This window comes from Microbacterium sp. Au-Mic1, assembly GCF_021341785.1.
Lineage (GTDB): Bacteria > Actinomycetota > Actinomycetes > Actinomycetales > Microbacteriaceae > Microbacterium.
In genome coordinates, this window is record NZ_JAJTTF010000002.1 from 50,834 (window position 1) to 64,566 (window position 13,733).

Annotated in this window: 11 protein-coding genes, 1 pseudogene and 1 riboswitch; of the genes and pseudogenes, 7 read left to right on the top strand and 5 right to left on the bottom strand. The window is 71.2% G+C overall.

Going from position 1 to position 13,733, the window contains the following annotated elements; all coding sequences use genetic code 11:
• Positions 1 to 60: 60 nt before the first annotated feature.
• From efeB to LXM50_RS02800, 5 genes are all read left to right on the top strand, one after another.
• Positions 61 to 1,347 (top strand): iron uptake transporter deferrochelatase/peroxidase subunit, encoded by a 1,287-nt coding sequence (gene efeB, locus LXM50_RS02780; RefSeq protein WP_233310080.1) that lies wholly within the window; start codon positions 61 to 63, stop codon positions 1,345 to 1,347.
• A gap of 190 nt (positions 1,348 to 1,537) precedes the next feature.
• Positions 1,538 to 2,065 carry a DUF4822 domain-containing protein gene (locus LXM50_RS02785; RefSeq protein ID WP_233309627.1) on the top strand — a complete coding sequence of 176 codons (528 nt, stop codon included), beginning with the start codon at positions 1,538 to 1,540 and terminating at the stop codon, positions 2,063 to 2,065.
• Positions 2,066 to 2,246: 181 nt separating this feature from the next.
• Positions 2,247 to 3,461, top strand: coding sequence for an LLM class flavin-dependent oxidoreductase (locus LXM50_RS02790; RefSeq protein ID WP_233310081.1), 1,215 nt, complete (start codon positions 2,247 to 2,249; stop codon positions 3,459 to 3,461).
• Between the two features lies 1 nt (position 3,462).
• Positions 3,463 to 4,107, top strand: a complete 645-nt coding sequence (locus tag LXM50_RS02795) for an FMN reductase (protein ID WP_233309628.1) — start codon at positions 3,463 to 3,465, stop codon at positions 4,105 to 4,107.
• Positions 4,108 to 4,174: 67 nt separating this feature from the next.
• A complete protein-coding gene (locus LXM50_RS02800) occupies positions 4,175 to 5,527 on the top strand; it encodes an FAD-binding oxidoreductase (protein ID WP_233309630.1) in 1,353 nt (450 codons plus the stop codon).
• A gap of 76 nt (positions 5,528 to 5,603) precedes the next feature.
• Here the strand turns inward: LXM50_RS02800 and LXM50_RS02805 are convergent.
• From LXM50_RS02805 to LXM50_RS02815, 3 genes and pseudogenes are all read right to left on the bottom strand, one after another.
• Positions 5,604 to 6,041, bottom strand: a pseudogene (locus tag LXM50_RS02805) (6,7-dimethyl-8-ribityllumazine synthase); the annotation flags it as partial.
• 10 nt (positions 6,042 to 6,051) lie between these two features.
• Positions 6,052 to 6,197: riboswitch (FMN riboswitch) on the bottom strand.
• A gap of 103 nt (positions 6,198 to 6,300) precedes the next feature.
• Positions 6,301 to 6,993 (bottom strand): response regulator, encoded by a 693-nt coding sequence (locus LXM50_RS02810; RefSeq protein ID WP_233309633.1) that lies wholly within the window; start codon positions 6,991 to 6,993, stop codon positions 6,301 to 6,303.
• On the bottom strand, positions 6,990 to 8,285 hold the full coding sequence (locus LXM50_RS02815; RefSeq protein WP_233309635.1) for an ATP-binding protein: 1,296 nt from the start codon (positions 8,283 to 8,285) through the stop codon (positions 6,990 to 6,992). The genes LXM50_RS02810 and LXM50_RS02815 overlap by 4 nt, the downstream gene beginning before the upstream one ends.
• Before the next feature lie 181 nt (positions 8,286 to 8,466).
• Between LXM50_RS02815 and LXM50_RS02820 the strand changes: the two genes are divergently transcribed.
• Positions 8,467 to 9,921: a cation:dicarboxylate symporter family transporter gene (locus LXM50_RS02820; RefSeq protein ID WP_233309637.1), complete on the top strand. Its 1,455-nt coding sequence runs from the start codon at positions 8,467 to 8,469 to the stop codon at positions 9,919 to 9,921.
• 78 nt (positions 9,922 to 9,999) lie between these two features.
• On the opposite strand, the gene LXM50_RS02825 is transcribed toward LXM50_RS02820, so the two are convergent.
• Complete coding sequence (locus LXM50_RS02825) at positions 10,000 to 11,196, bottom strand: hypothetical protein (RefSeq protein ID WP_233309638.1); 1,197 nt, start codon at positions 11,194 to 11,196, stop codon at positions 10,000 to 10,002.
• A 110-nt stretch (positions 11,197 to 11,306) separates the two neighbouring features.
• Complete coding sequence (locus tag LXM50_RS02830; RefSeq protein ID WP_160299713.1) at positions 11,307 to 11,477, bottom strand: DUF5302 domain-containing protein; 171 nt, start codon at positions 11,475 to 11,477, stop codon at positions 11,307 to 11,309.
• A 171-nt stretch (positions 11,478 to 11,648) separates the two neighbouring features.
• Here LXM50_RS02830 and LXM50_RS02835 point away from each other — a divergent pair, with 171 nt between their 5' ends.
• Positions 11,649 to 13,589 (top strand): GDSL-type esterase/lipase family protein, encoded by a 1,941-nt coding sequence (locus LXM50_RS02835; RefSeq protein ID WP_233309640.1) that lies wholly within the window; start codon positions 11,649 to 11,651, stop codon positions 13,587 to 13,589.
• The last annotated feature ends 144 nt before the right edge of the window (positions 13,590 to 13,733 follow it).

The following is a 13,733-nucleotide window of genomic DNA, read 5'->3' on the forward strand; positions in this document are numbered from 1 at the left end:
CCCGCCGGCCCTGAGCCGGAAGAGGCTGCCGTCGCCGCGCCGGGCACCGAGTCCGCGGGGATGGAGGTCGCGGCCGTTGCGGCTCCCGAAGAGCCGGACGGGAGGGCCTCGCGCACCGGCATCAGCCGACGCGGCCTGATCGGCTGGGCGCTCGGCAGCGGCGTCGCCGGCATCGCCGTCGGCGCAGGAGGTGCCGCTGCGGCTGCGGCGGCGGGCGTGCGGATCGGATCCGCGCCCGTCGACGAGTACGCCTTCGAGGGCGCACACCAGGCGGGGATCACCACGCGCGTGCAGGAGCACCTGCACTTCGCGAGCTTCGACATGATGCCGCGTGCGAGCCGCGACGACCTCGTCTCGCTGCTGCAGGACTGGAGCTATGCCGCGTCCCGCTTGGCCAAGGGGCTCGACGTCAGCGCCTCCGGCGCGGTCGGCGGCTCGCCCGAGGCGCCGCCGGACGACACGGGGGAGGCCCAAGGGCTCACCGCTGCGGGGCTCACGATCACGTTCGGGCTCGGTCCTTCACTCTTCCTCGCCGAAGGCGACAGGTTCGGGATCGCCGATCGGCGCCCGTCCGTGCTCGCCGAGCTGCCGGCCTTCGTCGGGGATGCGCTCGATGCGGGCTACACGGGCGGTGACCTGTGCATCCAGGCCTGCGCGGACGATCCGCAGGTGGCCGTGCACGCGGTGCGCAACCTCAGCCGGATCGCATTCGGCCGCGCCAGGCTGCGCTGGTCCCAACTCGGCTTCGGGCGCACATCGCGCACCGCCGCGGACCAGCAGACCCCGCGCAACCTGTTCGGATACAAGGACGGCACTGCGAACATCCTCGCCGACGACGCCGAGGCCCTCGCCGAGCACGTGTGGGTGGGGGAGAAGGACGAGCCGGCCTGGATGGCCGGCGGCTCCTATCTCGTGGCCCGCAAGATCGCGATGCTCATCGAGACCTGGGACCGGTTGCGCCTGGCCGAGCAGGACCGCACCATCGGTCGGGCGAAAGGCAGCGGAGCCCCGCTGTCGGGCGGGGACGAATTCGCCGAGCCGTCGTTCCACGGCGGCCGCATCGACGACAGCGCACATGTGCGCCTTGCGCATCCGAGCATCAACGACGGCATCCGGATCCTGCGCCGCGGCTACAACTACGTCGACGGGAACAACGAGCTGGGTCGTCTCGATGCCGGGCTGTACTTCCTGTCCTACCAGCGCTCTCCGGCGCAGTTCATCACGCTGCAGAAGCGGTTGTCGACCGATCTCATGAGCGAGTACATCAGGCACATCGGGTCCGGGATCTGGGCGATCCCGTCCGGCGCGGAGAAGAACTCCTACGTCGGCGCCGGGCTGTTCGCCTGAGCTCCGGTCCGGTTCTCCCGGTGCTCCTGCGCTGATCCGCGCATCATCCGATCGGCTGGTCTGCTCCGTCTCTTCGGGCGATGTGCCCTGTCCCGGCCGCGACGAGCATGGGACGTATCGCACAGACCAGGAGGGCGGAGCCCCGCCTCGAGCGCTCCCGCGCTCCGGTCCCGAGGAGAAGGACACAGCCATGAGCACCATCACGAAGACCCGCACCGTCACGATCGCCGCCGGCGCCCTGATCGCCCTCGGCCTGCTCGCCGGATGCAGCGCGACCGGGGCGGTCGACGCGGTTCCCGGCGCGAGCAGCGCCGCGTCGCAGGAGGCCGAGACGATGACGCCAGCCGAGGTGCTGGCCTCGACCGCGTGGGAGACCACGGGCGCGACGGACGCCGCCGGCAAGGACGTCCCGCTGACCGATGACGACGTCAAGAACTTCGTGGGCTGGGCCTACTTCAAGGACGGCGGCACGTTCACCATGTACACCCTCGACGACGCCCCGAAGATGCAGGGCGACTGGACCGTCACCCCAGACGGTGCGACTCGACACATCGTCGCCAAGGATGCCGCCGGCGCCACGCTGTTCGAGCGTGACTCCGACATCGTCGCGCTCGACGATGAGGAGTTCACGTACCGCGTCTTCCCGGACGCGGCGGACAAGAGCGTCTACTTCGACATCATCCACACGCCGACCGACCACACGGAGCCGGCCGTTTGAGTTCGCGTCCTCGTCGGAGCGCCCGTCCCCTCGCGGGGCGGGCGCTCCCGTGTCCGCGGATCCCTGGCCGATCTCGCGGAACCCGGGAATACTTCTGACAGGCGGGTGTTTCACCAGATATATTCAAGTGAATAGAAATCTGAAGGAGAGCGCAGTGAGCGAGTCGAGCACCTGGTCGGGCATGCAGTTCGGCCTCATGTCGGTCAGCGACATCACCCGGAACCCCGTGACGGGCGAGACCCCGAGCGAGCGTGAGCGGATCCAGAACACGCTCACGATCGCCAAGCACGCGGAGGAGGTCGGACTCGACGTCTTCGCGATCGGCGAGCACCACAACCCGCCGTTCTGGTCGTCCAGCCCGACGACCTTCCTCGCGGCACTCGCCGCGCAGACCGAGCGCCTCATCGTCTCGACCTCCACGACGCTGATCACCACGAACGACCCGGTGAAGATCGCCGAGGACTACGCCATGCTGCAGCATGTCTCCGGCGGCCGCATGGACCTCATGATGGGGCGAGGCAACACCGGTCCGGTGTACCCGTGGTTCGGCAAGGACATCCGCCAGGGGCTGCCGCTCGCGATCGAGAACTACGCTCTGCTGCACGAGCTGTGGACCAACGACGTCGTGGACTGGGAGGGCAAGTTCCGCACGTCGCTGCAGGGCTTCACGTCCACCCCGCGGCCGCTCGACGGGGTCGCTCCGTTCGTCTGGCACGGCTCCATCCGCACGCCGGAGATCGCCGAGCAGGCCGCCTACTACGGCGACGGGTTCTTCGCGAACAACATCTTCTGGCCGAAGGAGCACTACCAGCGCCTCATCGAGCTGTACCGGCAGCGCTTCGCGCACTACGGTCACGGCACGCCGGAGCAGGCGATCGTCGGCCTCGGCGGACAGGCGTTCATCCGTCCGAACTCGCAGGACGCGGTGAACGAGTTCCGTCCCTACTTCGACAATGCGCCCGTCTACGGCCATGGCCCGTCGATGGAGGACTTCACCGAGATGACGCCGCTCACCGTCGGCTCTCCGCAACAGGTGATCGACCGCTACGCCGCGATGCGCGAGCACTACGGCGACTACCAGCGCCAGCTGTTCCTCATGGACCACGCCGGCTTGCCGCTGAAGACCGTGCTCGAGCAGATCGACCTGCTCGGCGGCGAGGTCGTTCCGGTGCTGCGCAAGGAGCTGGCGCAGAACCGCCCCGCCGACGTGCCGGATGCGCCGACCCACGCCGCCCGCGTCAAGGCGGTGTACGGCGACGGACCGTCACGTGAGGCGCGCCCCGGCGCGAACCGCGGCGACAACCTCACCGCCGGATCGCCTTACCAGGACGGCGGTGCGGTTCCGGCCGCGGCCGGCTCCTCGTTCGGGACCGCGGCCACGAAGGGGGCGAACTGAGATGGGCGCACGTCGTATCGCGGTGATCTCCGCGGGGCTCAGCAACCCGTCATCCACGCGCATGCTCGCCGACCGCCTCGCCGCGGAGACCGCGCATCGGCTCACCGAGCTCGGCTCCGAGGTCAGCGTCGACGTGATCGAACTGCGCGACCTCGCGCACGACATCACCAACAACCTGCTCACCGGGTTCGCCCCGCCGGCGCTGGACTCGGCGATCAACACGGTCGTGTCGGCCGACGGCCTGATCGCCGTCACGCCGATCTTCTCGACGAGCTACTCCGGTCTGTTCAAGTCGTTCATCGACGTGCTGGATCCGGATGCCCTCGCCGGCAAGCCGGTCCTGATCGGGGCGAACGCCGGTACCGCGCGGCATTCGCTCGCGATCGACTACGCGATCCGCCCGCTGTTCACCTACCTGCACGCCGAGCCGGTGCCGACCGGGGTCTTCGCGGCCTCGAGCGACTGGGGGGCGAACGCCGACGAGGTGGCGCCGCTCAGCACTCGTGTCGAGCGTGGTGCGCGGGAGCTCGCCGAGGCGATGGCCCGCCGCGAGCCCGCCGCGGACAAGGACCCCTTCGATCCGGGCAACTACCTCGGCGAGGGACGCTCGTTCGGTCATCTGCTCGGCGGTCTCGCGGGGGAGTAGCCGCGAGCCGCAGCATCGGGGCGTGACGCCGCCGACGAATGTCCGTGGGGCATCGTACGGTGGCGTCATGCCCCTTCTCTCTGCGTTCGACACACTTCCCGGTGAACTCGACGGATCTCTCCTGCGGGCGGGCGACGACGGTTTCGACGCCGCCCGACGCCCGTGGAACCTCTCGATCAACCAGCTTCCGGCCGCGGTCGCGACGCCCGCGGGCCTGGATGATCTGCGCCTGATCCTCGCCGCCGCGCGTGAGGCCGGCACGCCGATCGCGGTGCAGCCGAGCGGCCATGGCGCGTCCGGCGACCTGGCCGGCGCCGTGATCGTGCGGACGGCGGCGTTCGACAGGTTCGATCTCGATCTCGGGGCCGGTGTCGCGGTGATCGGCAGCGGTGTGCGCTGGGGCGCGGTCGTCGCAGCCCTCGACGGCACGGGCTGGGCGGCCCCCGCAGGCACGAGCCCTGTCGTGTCGGTCGCCGGGTACACGCTCGGCGGCGGTCACTCGTGGTTCAGCCGCACCGCCGGCCTCGGCTCGGACAACCTGCGTGCGGCATGGGTCCTCCGGCCCGATGGCACGCATGAGCGCATCGACGACGAGAGCGACCGTGAGGCGATGTGGGCGCTGCGGGGCGCCGGCGGCGTGGTCGGGATCGTCACCGCGCTCGAGATCGACCTCGTCCCCGCGCCCGCGCAGTGGGGCGCCTCCCTCACCTTCGCTGCGGCCGACGCCTCATCCGTGATCCGCGCGGTGCGCGACCTCGCCGCGGCGGCACCGTCGACGCTGAACGTGTTCACGAATTCGATGCGGATGCCGGACGCGCCGATGCTGCCCGAGGAGATCCGCGGCAAGAGCTTCCTGACCGTCCAGGCCCTGTCCTCCGATGGCTCGGCCGAGGCGCTTCTGGACGGTGTGCGTCGCGCGGGCACCGTGCAGCGGGAGACGGCAGGACCGACCTCGCTCGCCGCGCTCGCCGCAGCCTCGGGAGAGCCGACCGATCCGACCGCCGGCCGGGGCGCCTCGCTGGCTCTCGACCGACTCGACGACGCCACGATCGATGCGCTGGTGGTGTTCCGTCAGGCGCCCGAGCAGTCGTCGATCGTCGGGATCGACCTGCGCATGCTGGGCGGCGCGCTCGACGCACCGCGGCGTCCCGGCTTCGCCTCCCTGGCGTCTGCCTCCTGGCTGCTGCATGCGCTCGTGCCGAACTTCCCCGGCGCACCGGCGGAGCCCGGCGAGGCGAGCATCGCCGGCCTCCTCGACCTGCTGGCCCCGGCTGCCGCAGAGCGGACGGTGCCGACGTTCCTCACGCCGGGTCAGACGCTCGAGCGCTGCGCCACGGCATCCGACCTTGATCGGCTGCGAGCGGTGCGGGCGAGCGCCGATCCTGAGGGCGTGCTGCACGAGGGCCGTCTGCCCCGCTGAGATCCGCCGCTGCCGAGGTCCGCCGTCGCGGCAGACCTCGGCGACGGCGACCCGGTGTGACGCAGCCGTCGCGCGGTCAGCCGATCGCGGCGAGGCTCTGCACGGTGGCCGAGACCGCCTCGGCGAGCTCCCGGCCCTTGACCGAGAAATGGCGGCGGAAGTAGTCCTGGTGTTCGTCGTGCTCGTGGAAGTGGTGCGGGGTGAGCACGGCGGAGAACACCGGGACGTCGGTCTTCAGCTGCACGCGCATGAGCGCATCGACCACGGACCCGGCGACGAAGTCGTGCCGGTAGATCCCGCCGTCCACGACGAGGGCGCTCGTGGCGATGGCCTCGTAGCGGCCCGTACGAGCGAGGCGCTGCGCGTGCAGCGGGATCTCGAACGCGCCGGGAACGCGGAACACGTCGACCTGGTCGATGCCGAGCTCGGCGAGGCGCTCGACGAAGGCGGAGACCGCCTGCTCGACGATCTCGGCGTGCCACTGCGCGGCGACGATGGCGATTCTGGGCATGGTGAACTGCTCCTTCTGTCCTCTCTCATCCGGACTGTGACCGTCGGCTCCGGAATCGCACCGGATCGGCGGTCCCCGCCATGGGGACCGTTCGCGGGCTCGCGCGGACCGAACCGCGACACCGCCGGTGGGGACTTGCACCCCGCCCTGAGGACAGGACGACGCTACCACCGCGAAGTGCACCGTCAGGACACGGCCATCGCCGTGACAACACCGGATGCGGAGTCGCCGCACGGACACGGGCGTCGATCCGCCCAGGCCCTCAGCGGGGTGCGCCGCCCTCCCCGGCAAGGCGGTACGCGGTCTCCGGCCGACCCGGTGCACCGTAGCGCGGGGCACGGACCGCGACGCGCTGCGCGACGAGATGCTCCAGGTAGCGCCGAGCCGTGACGCGGGAGACGCCGACGAGGGGCGCGGCCTCCCCGGCCGAGAGGTCGCCGTGCGCGCGCAGCACCGCGGTCACGGCCTGCAGCGTCTCCGCCGCGAGACCCTTCGGCAGTGCGATGCTGCCGGTCGCAGGACCTCCGATGAGGGCGTCGATCTCCTCCTGACTGGCGGCTCCGGCGAGACCGATCGCGTGCTCGTGTCGATCGCGGAACTGCTGCAGACGGTCGCGGAAGACCGCGAACGGGAACGGCTTGAGCAGGTACTGCGCCACACCGAGCGCCGACATCCGTCGCACGGCCTCGACATCGCGCACGCTGGTGACCGCGATCACCTCGATCGCGCTGCCTGCGCCGCGGATCCGGCGCAGCACATCGATCCCCGAGCCGTCGGGCATCGTGAGATCCAGCAGCACCAGATCGATCCGCTCCGCATCGGCGGACAGCGCGCTGAGCGCCGCACGCACGCCGGTGCACTCGCCGACGACCTCGAACCCGTCGAGCCGGGCGATGTAGGCCGCATGGAGCTCGAGCGTGAGCGGATCGTCGTCCACGAGCAGGACACCGATCATCCGATCCTCCCTTCGTGCGCGATGCCGGGCAGGGTCACCCGGAAGGCCGTCGGCTCCGCGGTGAGTTCGATGCTTCCGCCCGCCGCGATCACGATGTCCCGGACGAGCGCGAGCCCCACGCCGCGCCCCGAGCGATCGCTCGGCTTGGTCGAGAAGCCGTGCTCGAAGATCCGCTCCCGGAGATCGGCGGGGACGCCGGGACCGCCGTCCGAAACCGTGATCGCCACGGTGCCGCCGTCCGCCGCCGCGACGTCGACCCGCACCCAGCGCTCGGCGCCCGTCTCGGCCTGGGGCGCGGCGTCGAGCGCATTGTCGATGAGGTTGCCGACGACGGCGACGGCATCTACCGGGGTCAGATCCGCGCGGGGAGCGGCCGGATCCACGTGGACCTGCCATCGCACGCCGCGCTCCTTGGCCTGCGAGGCCTTTCCCAGCAGCAGCGCGCCGAGCGTCGGATCCCCGTCGCGCAGCGTCATCTGGTCGATCACGGACTGGCTCTGCAAGGACGATTCGGACAGCAGCGCGATCGCCTCGTCGCGGCGGTCGAGCTCGAGCAGCGACAGCGCCGTGTGCAGGCGGTTGCCGTGTTCGTGGGTCTGCGCGCGCAGCGCCTCGCCGAGCGTGCGCACCGACTCGTAGCCCGCCACCGCCTCTCGCACGTCGCGGGCCTCGAGGTCGCCGGTGATACGCCGCGTCGCGAGCCGCGCGAACACGGCGCCCAGCGCGCCGAGCGCCACGACCGCGAGGGTGAGGAGCAGGATCACCGGCAGTCGGCGCAGCAGAGCGCCGGCCAGCGACTCCACGGTCACCCCTGCCGACACCCAGCCGACGACCGCGCCTGCGGCGTCGTGGACCGGCACGATGGTGCGCACGGACGGCCCGAGGGTGCCCGTGTACTGCTCGGTGAGGGGGCGGCCGTCGCGGGGGATCGTGCCGAGGTAGTGCCCGCCGACCTGGGCGGGATCCGGGTGGGTGAGTCGCACGCCGTTCCCGTCCATGACCGTGATGAAGTCCAGCCCGGCGCCTGCGCGCACGGACTCGACGTAGTCGCGCAGATCCGCTTCCGCCGCCGGGCGATCCGTGGCGGTCACGGCGGTCTCGATCGCGGGGGCGGCGGAGAGCGCTCGGGCGATCGCCACCGTGACGTGCTCGGCCTCCTGGCGCGCCGACGTCTGCGCCTCCCAGGTGAGGAACGCCCCGATCGCGGCGCCGATCAGCAGCACGGATCCGATCAGCAGCGCGAACACGCGCGATGCCGCACTGCGCACGCCGCCGCGTCTTGTCGTCGCCATCGCCGATCCCGACCTCCTCAGCCAGTATGCGCGAGGTCGTGCGGCGAGCGGCGGGCTGCGCGGGGTTCGCGTCGGTTTCAATACGAACAGAACTCGCCGTGCTGCATCGCCGCTGCGCACGATGTTCGGCATGGCCCGCCCGCAGTGGCGCGGGCTTTCTGTTCACTCAGCGGAGGCGATGATGGCTCTCACCGAAGGTTTCAGACTCCCGCGGCACGACTGGCGCCGCGGCAAGAACTCCTGGGACAAGCACACCTGGCTCTATGTGTCCGTGCTCCTGGCGGTGGGACTCGGCATCGCGGTCGGACTCGTGTTCCCGCAGTTCGCCCAGGGCCTCGAACCCATCGGCAAGGGCTTCGTGAGCCTCATCAAGATGATGATCGCTCCGATCATCTTCTGCACGATCGTGATCGGGGTCGGTTCCATCGCCAAGGCGGCGACGGTCGGCAAGATCGGCGGACTCGCGCTGATCTACTTCATGGTCATGTCGACCTTCGCCCTCGCGATCGGCCTCATCGTGGGCAACATCATCCACCCGGGTGAGGGGCTGCACATGGCCGGTGCCACCTATGAGGCGGCGACCACCGAGGCGAAGACGACGCAGGACTTCATCCTCGGCATCATCCCTGCCACGTTCTTCGGCGCCTTCACCGGTGAGAGCGTGCTGCAGGTGCTCTTCATCGCACTCCTCGTGGGCTTCGCGCTGCAGGGCCTCGGGGATCGCGGCGCGCCCATCATGACCGCGATCAAGCATCTGCAGACGCTCGTGTTCCGCGTGCTCGGGATGATCCTGTGGCTCGCGCCGCTGGGCGCGTTCGGCGCGATCGCGGCGGTGGTCGGCAAGACCGGCGTCGCGGCGATCTGGAGCCTCGGGATCCTCCTCGGCGCGTTCTACCTCACCTGCATCGTGTTCATCGTCGTGGTGCTGGGCGGGATCCTGAAGCTCGTCGCCGGTGTGAACATCTTCCAGCTGATGAAGTACCTGGCGCGCGAGTACCTGCTGATCGTCGGCACGTCCTCGTCGGAGTCGGCGCTGCCGCGGCTGATCGCGAAGATGGAGCACCTCGGTGTGGCGAAGCCCGTCGTGGGCATCACGGTGCCGACCGGCTACTCGTTCAACCTCGACGGCACCGCGATCTACCTGACCATGGCGTCGCTGTTCATCGCGACCGGTCTGGGGCAGCCGATGTCGATCCCCGAGCAGATCGGGCTGCTCGTGTTCATGATCATCGCGAGCAAGGGAGCCGCGGGCGTCACCGGCGCCGGGCTCGCGACCCTGGCCGGCGGTCTGCAGGCCTACCGTCCGGACCTCGTCAACGGCGTCGGTGTGATCGTCGGAATCGACCGATTCATGTCGGAGGGGCGCGCCCTGACCAACTTCACCGGAAACGCGGTCGCCACCATCCTCATCGGGACCTGGACGAAGCAGATCGACGCGGAGCAGGTGCGTCAGGTGCTCTCCGGGGCGCGGCCGTTCGACGAGTCCTTGCTGGACGGCGTGGGGCACGACGCGCAGCCGGCCGCGCAGGACGGAGCCGCCGTCGAGCCGGTCAGCACCGAGACGCTCGGGCACGCCGCGATCGAGGAGATGGCGGCCAAGCAGCAGCGGGCGCAGGCGCGGGCGGAACGCGGCTGACCCGCATCGCGGGCCGGGCCGGGCCGCGGGTGACGATTCCCGCCCCGGCCCGGCGCTCGCTCGCGACGGAGAGCGGGTTCAATACCAGTTGTTGGCGACCTCGTGGGCCCAGGCGCCGCAGGGGGATCCGTAACGGTCCTGGATGTAGCTGAGGCCCCAGTCGATCTGGGTGTCGCCGTTCGTGCGCCAGTCCGGCCCCGCGGCCGCCATCTTGTCGGCCGGCAGCGCCTGGGGGATCCCGTAGGCGTCGCTGTCGGGGTTCAACGCGTCCGCGCGCCAGCTCGACTCCTGCATCCACAGTCGGTACAGGCACGGGAACTGGTCCTGGCCCCAGCCGTAGTTGCCGAGCTGACCGGCGGCGTATGCCTGGGCGCCGGCGGGATCGACGTTCACGCCGCCTCCGCCGACTCCGCCGAGGTCGCTGCCGCCTGAGCCGCCTCCGCCACCGGACCCACTCGAGGAGGAGGCTGCCGCGGCATCTGCGGCTTCGCGCTCCTGCTCGGCGACCTGCTGGCCGATCCGGTAGCGCCGCTCGACGTCGGCCGTGGTGTTCTTCAGCGTGGCCAGCTGCGCGTACAGCGTGGTGACGTGGCCCTGCAGGTCGGCGACTGCGGCGGCTTCGGCGTCCGCGGCGGCCTTCGCCTTCTGCGCCGCGTCCTCGGCGGCGGTCGCGAGTGCGTCCCTGGCCGCGCGGGCGGTCTGGGCCTGGTCCTCCAGTGACGTCGCGATGCTCTGCGCCTCGAGCGCGCGCTCGCCGAGCTTCGCCCAGGTGGAGTCGAGCTGCTGCAGCACACCCAGGCGCGTGAGCAGCTGGTCCGGGTTCGCAGACGTGAACAGTCGCGCGGTGAGGGGAGCCGCGGACTCGACGCGGGCGCGGCCGGCGACGACCGCACCGAGCTGCTCATGCGTCTGCTGCACGGCCTGCTCGGCGGCGGAGGCCTGCACGCCCAGCTCGTCCGCGCGCTGCTCGGCCGCGTGCGCATCGGTCCGGGCCGTGTCGGCGGCCTGGCCGGCCTTCATGGCGGCGGTCGACGCGTCCGCGGCCTTCTGCTGCGCCGTGGCGAGGGCGTCGTCGATACGCGTGATCTGATCCTGCGTGGCCTGCTCGTCGCCCTGCGCGTTCTGCACGTCCTGCCATGACGGATAGTCGTCCGCGTACGCCGGCGCGGCCACCGCGAGCGGCACCATCAGCAGCACGCCGGCCACGAGTGCCAGCACCGGGCGGGTCGTGCGGGCTCTGCGCACGGGGGCGGCAGAGGCGGAAGAAACGATCACCATTCGACGCTAACCCCGCTCGCTGTGGATTCCCAGCCCTTCCCGCGGATGCGCAGACGACGAAGGGCGCCGACGATCCTTCGTCGACGCCCTTCGCGGTGGATACGGGATCAGCCGCTCTTGCGGCGGAACTCGCGCCGGGTCTGCGCCCCGTGCGTGCCGTGCACGGCGGAGTCGCCGTTCAGGTGCGCCTCGCCCTGGTGCTGCTGGGCGTTCTTCTTCTCGAGCGCCTCCTTGAACTTGCGCTTCATGTCCGCGGCGGCGGTGTCGTCGGTACTCATGGGCGTCAGCCTAGCGCCGAGGGTGTCCCGGAGTCCTGGAAGAACGGAGCGGGACGGGCAGGGGGCGCGGCGGCGGACGCGGGGTGACCGATCGCGGTGCATCCGGTGAACACTGTGTGATGGCCGTCGTTCCGCGCCGTGCCGGGCCCTGCGGGGCGGGATCCTGATCACGTGAGAGCAGCGATCGTGACGGAATCCTTCCTCCCGCACATGAACGGCGTGACCGGGTCCGTTCTGCAGATCCTCCGCCACCTCGAGCGCCACGGGCACGAGGCCCGGGTCTACGCCCCCGCTGCGGAGGGCATGCCGCGCATGATCGGGCACGCCAGGATCGAGCCCATCCCATCCGTGGCGCTGCCGGGGTACCGCACGGTGCGCGTCGGCACCTCGAGCGCACATCGGCTGGCGGTCTCACTGGACCGGTTCGCGCCCGACGTGGTGCACCTCGCGTCGCCGTTCGCCCTGGGTTGGCGTGGTGCGCTCGCCGCCGAGCGGATCGGGGTGCCCGCGGTCGCCGCCTACCAGACGGATGTCGCCGCCTACGCGGCCCGCTACGGGGTCTCGCTCACGACGGCGCTCGCCGAGGCCCATATCGCGAGACTGCACCGGCGCGCCACCCTCACCCTCGCCCCCTCGTCCGAGTCGGAGGAGCAGCTCGCGCGGCTCGGGGTCGATCGGGTGCGTCGCTGGGGTCGAGGGGTGGACGCGGAACGGTTCCACCCGGAGCGGCGCGACGGCGCGTGGGCACACCGAGCAGGCGTCGACGCCGTGATCGGCTATGTGGGCAGGCTGGCGCCGGAGAAGCAGGTCGAGGACCTGCGGGTGCTCGCGGACCTGCCGGGAGTGCGGCTCGTGATCGTCGGAGACGGTCCCTCCCGCGCGCGGCTCGAGAGCCTGCTCCCGGACGCGGTGTTCCTGGGGCATCTCAGCGGTCCGGAGCTCGCTCAGACCATGGCATCGTTCGACGTCTTCGTGCACCCCGGCGAGAGTGAGACGTTCGGGCAGACCTTGCAGGAGGCGCATGCGAGCGGGATCCCGGTGGTCGCGACCGGCCGTGGCGGCCCGCTGGATCTGGTGCGCCAGGGCGTCGACGGGTGGCTGTACCGACCGGGCGATCTGCAGGATCTGCGCGATCGGGTGCGGGATCTCGCCGGAGACGTGCGCAAGCGACAGGCATTCGGCCGAGCCGGCCGGGACGCGGTGGAGAGCCGGAGCTGGAGCGCCGTGTGCGACCAGCTCCTCGACCACTTCGATGAGGCGCAGGACCTGCATCGCGCCGACGCCGGGTTGCGCGCCCCCCGGGCTGTGCGGCCGGAGCCCACGCCGGTGGGGGAGCGCAAGCGCTGGCGCCGCTATGTCGCGCTCGGCGACTCGCTCACAGAGGGGCTCTGCGACCCCGGTCCCGACGGCGCGTTGCGCGGCTGGGCGGACCGCCTCGCCCTGCTGCTGGCCGCCCGGGAGCCGTTGGACTACGCGAATCTCGCCATCCGCTCCAAGCGGGTCGAGGACGTGTGCGGATCGCAGCTGCACCGTGCCCTGCAGCTGCGCCCCGATCTCGTGTCGATCCTGGTCGGTGCGAACGACCTCGTGAAGCAGCGGGTCGCGATCCCCGTGCTCGCCGCGTGCCTGGAGGACACGGTGCGGCAGCTGCGCGAGAACGGCGCCGACGTGCTCCTGGTCACGGCGTTCCTGCCGGGCAACCCGGCGGCGCGCATCTACGCCCGCCGGTTCTCCGCCTGGGCCACCGCGCTCGCCGGCATCGCCCGTCGCCAGGGAGCGATCCTGCTCGACACGGACCTGCACCCCCAGCTCGCCGCGCGGCCGAACTGGGGAGAGGACCTGGTGCACCTCTCCAGTCGGGGGCACCGATTCCTGGCGTACCGTGCGGGCGTCGCGCTCGGCGTGGCGCTGGCCGACGAACTCGGCGCGCTCGACGAGGCGCTGCACGAGACCGAGCGCACGGGCGCCGGGGTCTGGTGGCGCCGGCACGCGCTGCCGTGGGTCTGGCGGCGTCTGCACGGGCGCGCCGCCGGCGACGGACGCAGCGCCAAGCATCACGACTACGTGCGACTCGGCCGTGAGCGCGGAGTGCGCGAGCCCAGCGAGGTGTGAACTCCTCCGGTCCCTGAGGCCGTCGAAGGGTCCGGATCCCGCCCCGCGCGGCCGCAGCGCCGCACGCTGATAGGATCGAACAGGATGCCTCTGTGCGCATCCGTCCATGCTCGCGCTCCACACGGGAGAGCGAGCCTAAACAAA